Here is a 3,501-nt window from a genome sequence, read left to right as displayed (position 1 = left end):
CTGTCTGGCGGCATAAAAATGCCGGAATCTGCAAAACGTCCACTACTACCGCAACTTCCAGAGCTTGATAACTTTCGTGGATATCAGTTACCAAAGGGACGTTCAGTGCTTTCCCTACCCTTTGCAGCACCTCCAAGGATTTGTCCATCCCAATACTCCTGAATGATCCGGAAGAGGTCCGATTAGCTTTATCAAAAGATGCCTTGAAAACATAAGAAAACCCAAATGATGCAGCGAGTTCTTTTACTATACTCCCGATTTCAATGCAAATATCAAAACTTTCTACAGCACATGGTCCTGCAAACAACACAGGTTTTCCTTTACCAAGTATCACTTCGTCAGTGATCTTCATTGAGTGGGTAAATCTATTCATGGCCTTTATGGACTAAATTTTCAATAATATTGGATAACAGACCTTTGGATTCCAAGATCAGGTCGGCAACTTCCCTGAAAACTCCTTCCCCTCCTTTTAAAGAGGACACAAAATGGACATGGTTTTGGATATAGGGAAGTGCATCAGATGGACAGGCCGATAGCCCGACCCGGGTGAGGATGGGCAAATCTATCAAATCATCTCCCAAATAGGCAACTTCTGAAGGTTCAATTCCATGTTCTTCCAAAATTTCCAAAAGTTTCCCCCCTTTATTTTTTATTCCATGAAAGTGGAAATCAAATTTCAATTCATTACAGCGATCTGATACTACCTTAGAATCCCTCCCGGTGATTGCTCCTACCTTTATGCCATTTTTTTTTAACAAATTGACAATGAGTCCGTCCTTTACATTAAACCTTTTGTATTCACAACCATTGTTGTCATAAATAATACCGCCATCAGTCAATACCCCATCCACATCGGTAATTATTAATTTTATAAGTATGGCTCTTTTTTTAATGTTTTCTGTTAGTCCTGATAGATAATGATCCATATTATTTCTTTTTCTTCCAATGGATAGAATAAAGGTCCAATCTCCTTTGTCCTAAGTTCCTCACAGTTCCTGCTTTTCTTTGCTTGGTCAACAAATCCAAATCGACATCCGCCACGATTGTGGTTTCGGCATTCACGGAAGCTTGTGCCACTACTGCATCGTGGGGAAAAGAGAAATCAGAAGGGGAATATATAGCAGCTTGTGAATATTGGATATCCATGTTTTCTACCCTTGGAAGATTTCCTACCGAGCCGGTAATGGCTACATAACATTCATTTTCTACTGCCCTTGCCTTTGAACAGGTATCCACTCTAAGGAACGCGTTTTTGGTATCCGTCCAAAAAGGTACGAAAAGTATATCCATTTCCTGTTCTGCCAATATCCTTCCCAACTCTGGAAACTCCACATCATAACAAATCAAAATCCCGATTCTTCCTGCATCGGTATCAAAAACCTTGATTCCGTTTCCTCCTTGGAAACCCCAATAGGCTTGTTCATCAGGAGTAATATGAAGTTTGTACTGCTTTTCTGTGGTTCCATCTCTTCGGCATAAATAGCAAACGTTTCTCAGTTTTTTGCCATCGTATTCGGGCATGCTTCCTGCCACAATATTGACATTGTATGAAAGTGCCAAATCTCTCATCCTTGTCACAATCTCATCTGTATAATCCGCCACATTTCTGATGGCTTCGGATGCATCCATATCATTGAATTCCGCCAAAAGTGGTGCGTTAAAAAATTCCGGAAGCAAGCAAAAGTCAGCTTTATAACCGGATACTGTATCCACAAAAAATTCCACTTGCTGCATCAAATCATCAACATTGTTGAATCTCCTCATTTTCCACTGTACCAATCCCAATCTGACTATGGATTTTTTATTACCAATTAGTTTCTCATCTTTCTCGTAATAGATATTGATCCATTCCAATAAGGTGGCAAAAGCTCTTGAATCTTTATCCTCCGGCAAATACTTGGTGATTACTTTTCTTACGTGAAATTCGTTTGCAAGCTGAAAAGACAATACCGGGTCAAAGATCTCTTTACTTTTCACCAGGTCAATATATTTCCGTGGGGTAACCTGATCGGCATATTTGGAATATCCAGGAATTCTACCCCCTGCAATAATAGATCTTAAATTAAGGTTTTCACAAAGTTCCTTACGTGCATCATAAAGTCTTCTCCCGAGGCGCATGCCCCTGTATTCCTTATCTACAAAAACATCTGTACCATATAAGGTATCACCTTCATCGTCGTGAGTATCAAATTTTCCAAACCCCGTGATCTGATCATAGGTGTGATTATCCCCGAATCTTGCATAATCCACTATGATACTCAAAGCAGCCGCAACCACTTTTCCATTGTCTTCTATACAGATCTGTCCCTCTGGAAATACCTTTATTTGGTTTTTTAGCTCTTCCCTAGTCCAGGCACCTCCTGGTTCTTTATATATGGTGACCATGATGTCACGTATGTCTTCATAATCGGAAAGTTTTATATTTCTAAGTTTTAATCGGTGTTCTAATTCTTCCTTCTGTTTACTCATGCCGCAAAATTAATTAAAATTCATTCATATGCTTATTATGCAATTACCAAGTGAGGCAACATATTATCTTTGGAAATAATTTGTTTCTTGAAAATACTTTTTTTAGCTAGCTTGTAATTAAATCAAAAAAAGAAAATAAGGCCTTTATCTTAAATGAAAGAAAACACAGCAGCTGTAAATAATGGAGGATCCTCCAGTTTTTTGGATATTATACATCAGATATTAGATGCCCGAATTTTCACAATAGGAGATTCCCGATTTACCATAGGTCTATTGTTTACACTGATTATTTCTTTAATACTGCTATTTGTATTATCTGAATGGATCAAAAAAATACTTGTTAACAAAATTTTGGTCAGGTACAAAATCCAAATGGGTACCAGACAATCTGTGGGAGCAATAGTCAAATACATTTTGATCATTGCAGGTTTGTTTTCAATCTTACAGACGACAGGTATTGATCTCAGCGCGTTTGGTATTTTGGTTGGTGCGCTGGGTGTAGGTATCGGCTTTGGCCTTCAAAACATTACCAACAATTTTATCAGTGGGTTAATAATCCTTTTTGAGCAGCCCATAAAAATAGGAGATAGAATAGAAGTGGGCGATATCGCCGGCGATGTCATCAAGATATCAGCCAGGTCTACAACCCTAGTCACCAATGACAATATCAGTGTGATTATTCCCAATAGTCAATTTATTGATAGCCAGGTGATCAATTGGTCACATACTGACCGAAATATCAGATTCAACTTTTCAGTGGGCGTTTCCTATAAGGAGAATCCCATGAAAATTAAAGAAATTCTTGTTGAAGTAGCCAACAAAAATGCAGGTGTGTCAAAAATTCCGGCACCTGATGTGCTTTTTGATGCTTTCGATGACAGCAGCCTTAACTTTAATTTACGGGTTTGGACAAGCGAATACATCAATAAACCCAATGTGTTAAAAAGTCAGCTATATTATGAAATTTTTCGTAGGTTTGGTGAAGAAGGAATTGAAATTCCTTTTCCTCAAAGGGATATACATATTATTTCT

Annotated in this window: 3 protein-coding genes and 1 pseudogene; 1 reads left to right on the top strand and 3 read right to left on the bottom strand. The window is 38.3% G+C overall.

What is annotated here, in order from left to right; translation table 11 throughout:
- The 3 genes and pseudogenes from ACEW8O_RS13155 to ACEW8O_RS13145 form a co-directional block, all read right to left on the bottom strand.
- Positions 1–373, bottom strand: a pseudogene (locus ACEW8O_RS13155) (3-deoxy-8-phosphooctulonate synthase); the annotation flags it as partial.
- Positions 366–926: a KdsC family phosphatase gene (locus ACEW8O_RS13150; RefSeq protein WP_373495083.1), complete on the bottom strand. Its 561-nt coding sequence runs from the start codon at positions 924–926 to the stop codon at positions 366–368. The pseudogene ACEW8O_RS13155 and the gene ACEW8O_RS13150, both read right to left, overlap by 8 nt.
- 1 nt (position 927) lies before the next feature.
- Positions 928–2,469, bottom strand: coding sequence for a GNAT family N-acetyltransferase (locus ACEW8O_RS13145; RefSeq protein ID WP_373495082.1), 1,542 nt, complete (start codon positions 2,467–2,469; stop codon positions 928–930).
- Positions 2,470–2,622: 153 nt separating this feature from the next.
- Between ACEW8O_RS13145 and ACEW8O_RS13140 the strand changes: the two genes are divergently transcribed.
- On the top strand, positions 2,623–3,501 hold an 879-nt coding region (locus ACEW8O_RS13140), incomplete at its 3' end, for a mechanosensitive ion channel family protein (protein ID WP_373495081.1).

Source organism: Aquiflexum sp. (genome assembly GCF_041749095.1).
In the GTDB taxonomy this organism is placed as follows: domain Bacteria; phylum Bacteroidota; class Bacteroidia; order Cytophagales; family Cyclobacteriaceae; genus Aquiflexum.
Note: the sequence above shows the minus strand (reverse complement) of the source record. Positions and strands in the feature narration are given on the sequence as shown.